The sequence below is a fragment of the Stenotrophomonas sp. 05L44_2 genome (assembly GCF_056665995.1).
On record NZ_JBFTNR010000261.1, the window covers coordinates 1 to 5,099 of the forward strand.

5 protein-coding genes are annotated in these 5,099 nt (G+C 65.1%); all 5 read right to left on the bottom strand.

Features of this window, described 5'->3' with window-relative positions; translation table 11 throughout:
- Nucleotides 1–87: 87 nt before the first annotated feature.
- Entirely contained in the window at nt 88–2,067 is a 1,980-nt protein-coding gene (locus tag AC1VAN_RS10740) for a type IV pilus secretin PilQ (protein ID WP_442251982.1), read from the bottom strand.
- 21 nt (nt 2,068–2,088) lie between these two features.
- Nucleotides 2,089–2,595 carry a pilus assembly protein PilP gene (locus AC1VAN_RS10745; RefSeq protein WP_480985782.1) on the bottom strand — a complete coding sequence of 169 codons (507 nt, stop codon included), beginning with the start codon at nt 2,593–2,595 and terminating at the stop codon, nt 2,089–2,091.
- A gap of 26 nt (nt 2,596–2,621) precedes the next feature.
- Nucleotides 2,622–3,278: a type IV pilus inner membrane component PilO gene (locus AC1VAN_RS10750; RefSeq protein WP_480985780.1), complete on the bottom strand. Its 657-nt coding sequence runs from the start codon at nt 3,276–3,278 to the stop codon at nt 2,622–2,624.
- The gene (locus AC1VAN_RS10755) at nt 3,275–4,156 is read right to left on the bottom strand and encodes a PilN domain-containing protein (protein WP_442251981.1); all 882 of its coding nucleotides are present in this window, start codon (nt 4,154–4,156) and stop codon (nt 3,275–3,277) included. Before AC1VAN_RS10755 ends, AC1VAN_RS10750 begins: the two co-directional genes overlap by 4 nt.
- Nucleotides 4,156–5,099 (bottom strand): pilus assembly protein PilM (locus tag AC1VAN_RS10760; protein WP_480985781.1); only part of this gene is annotated, 944 nt, incomplete at its 5' end. The genes AC1VAN_RS10760 and AC1VAN_RS10755, both read right to left, overlap by 1 nt.

The window sequence follows — 5,099 nt, forward strand, 5'->3', positions numbered from 1 at the left end:
AGCGCATGACCGATCAACCGGGCCTCCCGCGCAAACGACGCGGGGCCGCACGTGGCGGCCCCGGTCGGATACAACAGATGTGATGCCTCAGTTCTGGCGGGCCACGCGCAGGACCTTCGGGGTCACGAACACCAGCAGTTCGGCCTTGTCCTTGTTGCGACCACGCTTCTTGAACAGATTGCCCAGGAACGGCACATCGCCCAGGAACGGCACCTTGCTGACACTGTTGCGGTCGGTGAATTCATACACGCCACCGATCACCACGGTCTGGCCATCTTCCACCAGCACGGCGGTATTGACCTCGCGACGGTTGATGGACGGCACGGTACCGTAGCCCTGCAGCTGGATCAGCTGATCGACCTCGTCCTTCTTCACCGCCATGTTGAGGAACACGCGGTTGTCGTTGGTGATGGTCGGGGTGACCTTCAGTTCCAGCACCACTTCCTTGAACTGGACGTTCGGGGTGGCTACACCGCCAGCGCCGCCGCCACTGATGGTGACATAGCCGATTTCCTTGCCCTGTTTGATCAGCGCTTCGCGCTGATTGGTGGTCACCACCCGCGGGTTGGAAATCACTTCACCACGCGACTCTTCCTGCATGGCGGACAATTCCACGTCAAGCAGATAGCCGGCATTGAGGATCGACAGCGCCAGCGAACCAGGATTGCTGGCCGTTGCCACCGGCAGGTTCCAGTTCAGGCCGCGGGTGATGGCCGAACCGACCGACACCGGCGGCGGGCCCACGCGGCCACCGGCGATCCAATCGCGCTCAGCCTTGGCGTTGGTGCTGGCGGTGTCCACCTGCGATTCGCGGGTCTTCCGATTGGCCTCAAGGTCGCCGCTGAAGTACACGTTGTCACGGCTGCCACTGATGCCGAACTTGGCACCCAGTTCGCGCGCGAACGTGTCGGTGGCGATGACGATGCGTGCTTCGATCAATACCTGGTCGACCGGGCGGTCGATGACACTGATCAACTCGCGCATGCGCGCGATCTTCTTCGGAATGTCGCTGATCATCAGCGTGTTGGTGCGCTCGTCGGCGACGATGCGACCGCGTCCCGAGAGGAAGCCACTTTCTTCCTGCGAACTGCCACCACCGCCACCGCCACCGCCACCACCACCACCACCACCGCCGATTCCCTTGGCTTCGGTCAGCGCTTTGAAGATCTGCGTGGCGCTGTGGTAGTTGATCTGGACGTAGTCGGTCACCAGGTCTTCGCGGTTCTCGATCGCGATGCGCGCGTCTTCCTTCTCCTGCTCGAACTTGGCCAGCTCGGACTGCGGCGCAACCCACACCACGCTGCCGTCACGACGCTTGTCCAGGCCCTTGGCACGCAGCACGATATCCAGCGCCTGGTCCCACGGCACGTTGACCAGACGCAGGGTCACATTGCCCTGCACCGAGTCGGAGGCCACCACGTTCAGATTCGACTCTTCGGCAATCAACTGCAGCACGGTGCGCACCGGCACGTCCTGGAAGTTGAAGGTCACCGGCTTGCCGGCGTAGCCGCGCTGCGGCACGCCCTTGGCGGCCTGGGTCACGCTGCCGGCAGTGACTGCGCCAACGGCGGCCTGGGCCTGCCGCGGGCTGATCTCCACCACATACTCGTTGCCACTCTGGTAGGCCAGCGACTCGACCGGACCGCCCGTGCTCAGCACCAGCTGGGTGCCGGCCCCGGACGGCTTGGCGTCGATGCGCTGCACCGGGGTGGCGAAGTCGGTGACGTTCATCGGCTTCTGCAGGTTGGCCGGCAGGCGTGCGTTGCCGACATCGACAACCACGCTGTTGCCCTGGCTGCGCAGGTCGGGCATGGCGCCCTGGCCGTCGAACTGCAGGATCAGGCGGCCAGCGCCGTCATCGCCACGCTTGAAATCGATGCGTGCGACCGACAGGCCTGCCGGTGCAGCGGCCGGCGTGGCGGCCAGCGCCGTGCCGGTCGGCTTTTCCGACGGTGCGGCGGCCAGCGCCGGAGCGCAGGCCAGCATCAACGCGACTCCCAGCGCGCTGATGCGGTTCAAGGTAGAGCGCCGGATGGGACGCAGCCCCTTGGCTTGGTGAAAGGTCATCGTGCTATCCCCAGTAAACGATCATTGATCTTCCAGCGCGAGCGTTGCTGGACGTTCCAGCCAGCCACCCGCGCCATCCGGCACCAGTTCGATCAGCTCCACGCGGTCTTCAAAGACCGCGGTGACCCGCCCGTCGCTCTGCCCCAGGTAACCACCGGGACGCACCCGATAGGTCACCTTGTCCGGCCCCATCACCAGCGCCACAGTGCCGGCGCCTGTTCCGATGGTGCCGACCATGTCCAGCGCGTCCAGCGGGAAGCCTTCCATCGGCTCCTTGCGCCGGTTCGGATCTGGCCGCRGTCCCCCATTCCCCTGCTGCGGGTTGGTCCAGGCATCGGTAAACGGATCGCGCATGCCCTGCGCGGAGTATTCGAAGGTCTCGAACTGCTGCATCACCGGCAGCGGCTCCAGCGGCTGCGCCGGTCGCGCACGCTCGCTCTCGACCCACTTTTCCAGATTGGGTGCATCACCCGGCGTGCTGCTTACGCCGCGGCCGCAGGCGGCCAGCAGCAGCACCGTCAGCACCATCCCGCCACGTGCAATGAAGGAACCGATCACTTCTTTTCCTCCTTGCCCGCTTCAGCCTTCTGCTGTTCGGCAACCTCGGCCTCATCCAGGTAACGGTAGGTCTTGACCGTGCCTGACAGTTCCAGCGCACCGGCGCGGAYRTTGCCRCYGGTCTTGTCCTTCGGCTTGAGGTTGATGTCGTGCATGGTCAGGATCACCACCCGCGGCAACGAGGCCACGCCGCTGACGAAGGCGCCGAACTGATGGTAACTGCCCACCATCCGCAGCTTGATCGGCTTCTCGGCGTAGAACTCCTTGATCTGCTCCTGTTCGGGCTCGAACAGCTCGTTGGCCAGGCCGCTGGACAACGCGGTCTGCGAGATGTCGATGATCAGGTCCGGCATTTCGGTCTTGCTGGGCAGCTGCCGCAGCATCTGCTGCAGCACCTGCTCCATCTGTGCCAGCTGCTGCTTCAACGGCTCCAGATTGACCGCGCGTTCCTGTTCCTTGGTGAACTCGGCACGCAGCTCGGTTTCCCGCGATTCCAGGCCCGCCAGCTCCTCGCGCTTGCCGCTGATCAGCAGCATCCAGAGCACGAACATGATCACCAGAGCGATCAGCGAGCAGAACACGATCTTCGCGTTCCTCGGCCAATTGCCGATGTCGTTGAAGTCCAGGTTCTTGATGTCGACTTTCTTGCTCATGCGCGATCCCCCTGCATCGGGGCGTGGAAGGCCTGCGGAGGCTGCGCCAGGCGGCTGCCCTCAGGCTTGGGTGCGGGTGCGGCCGGCGCAGGCGTTGCCGCCGGTGCTGGGGCCTGTGCCGGAGCAGTTGCAGGCGCGGCTGCCGGTGCCGGAGTCGATCCCGACGCCGGTGCGGCAGCAGCCGGTGCGGCGGCGTCCGGCCCGGCGCTGAGCGGTGCGACCGTCGGTGCCGCCGGCGTGGTGCCGGCCACACTGCCATCCGGGTTCAGGCCCGGCGTGGCGCCTGCTTCCTCGCTCTGCGCAGGCAGCTTGACCTTGACCTTGAACACGTACGGCAATGCCTTGATGTCAGCCACCGGGCCGGTCGCGCGCCCGTCCTTGTCCTTGTCCGGCTCACGCGCCTCGATGATCGCCAGCTCCGGATTGGTCATCCAGCCGGAAACTTCGAGATTGCGCATGTACGCCGAGACACGGGCGTTGGACTGGGTGCGGCCCTCCAGGGTCAGCACGTCGCCTTCCTGCTGCAGAGCGGTGAGCACCACGCCATCGGGGATGGTGCGGACCAGCGCATCGAACAGGTGGACCATCTGCGAACGCTTGGCCTGCAGCTGTTCGATCACCGCCTTGCGGGCCAGCAGTCGATTCTTCTGCTCGTCGAGGCGGTCGATTTCCTTGTTCTGCTCCTTGACCTTGTCGATCTCGGTCTGCAGGTAAGCATTGCGGTCATTCTGCCCGCTGACCTGCATGTCGTAGTAGAACCAGATCAACAGCGACAGCAGCAGGCCACCCAGGGCGGCCATGCCCAGCATGATGCCGAACTCGCGCTGGCGCTGCTTGCGCCGTTCGGCGCGCCAGGGCAATAGATTGATGCGTGCCATCAGTCAAAGCTCCTCAGCGCCAGACCGGTCGCGATCATCAGCGCGGGGGCATCCTGGGCCAGCGCGTGCGCCTGCACCTTCGGCCCCAGGGTCATCTGTGCCAGCGGGTTGGCGACCACGGTCGGTACGCCCAGCTGTTCCTCGACCATCTCCGGCAGGCCTGCAAGGGCAGCACAGCCGCCAGCCAACACGATGTGATCGACGCGGTTGAACTCGCTGCCGGCGTAGAAGAACTGCAGCAGGCGGCTGATCTGCTGGACCGTGGCTTCCTTGAACGGTTCCAGCACTTCCATCTCGTAGCTTTCCGGCAGCCCGCCCTGGCGCTTGGCCAGACCGGCTTCCTCGTAGCTCAGGCCATAGCGGCGCATGATCTCGTCGGTCAGCTGCTTGCCGCCGAACACCTGTTCGCGGCTGTACAGGCTACGGCCACCACGCAGCACGTTGAGGGTGGTCATGGTGGCGCCGATATCGACCAGCGCAACCACGCCCTCGGCCGACACCGGCAGCTCGCTGGCCACCAGGGCGAAGGCGTTCTCGACCGCGAAGGCCTCCACGTCCATCACCTTGGCCTGCAGGCCGCCCAGTTCCAGTGCGGACTGGCGCAGCTCGACGTTTTCCGAACGCGAGGCCGCCAGCAGCACCTGGACCATTTCCGGGTTGTTCGGGATCGCCCCGATCACCTCGAAGTCCAGGTTCACTTCCTCGATCGGGTACGGAATGTAGTTGACCGCTTCCAGCTCGATCTGGGCTTCCATGTCGTTCTCGTCCAGGTCGGCCGGCATCGGGATCACCTTGGTGATCACCGCCGAACCGGCCACGGCCGCAGCGGCCAGCTTGGCCTTGCTGCCGGAACGGTTCATCGCCCGGCGGATGGCCTCTCCCACGGCCTCCACTTCGACGATGTTCTTCTCCACCACCGCATTCGGCGGCAGCGGTTCCACGG

What these genes read in the sequence shown, in the direction of transcription:
- AC1VAN_RS10740 (WP_442251982.1), bottom strand. Translation starts at nt 2,067, where the DNA reads ATGACCTTTCACCAAGCCAAGGGGCTGCGTCCCATCCGGCGCTCTACC.
- AC1VAN_RS10755 (WP_442251981.1), bottom strand. Translation starts at nt 4,156, where the DNA reads ATGGCACGCATCAATCTATTGCCCTGGCGCGCCGAACGGCGCAAGCAG.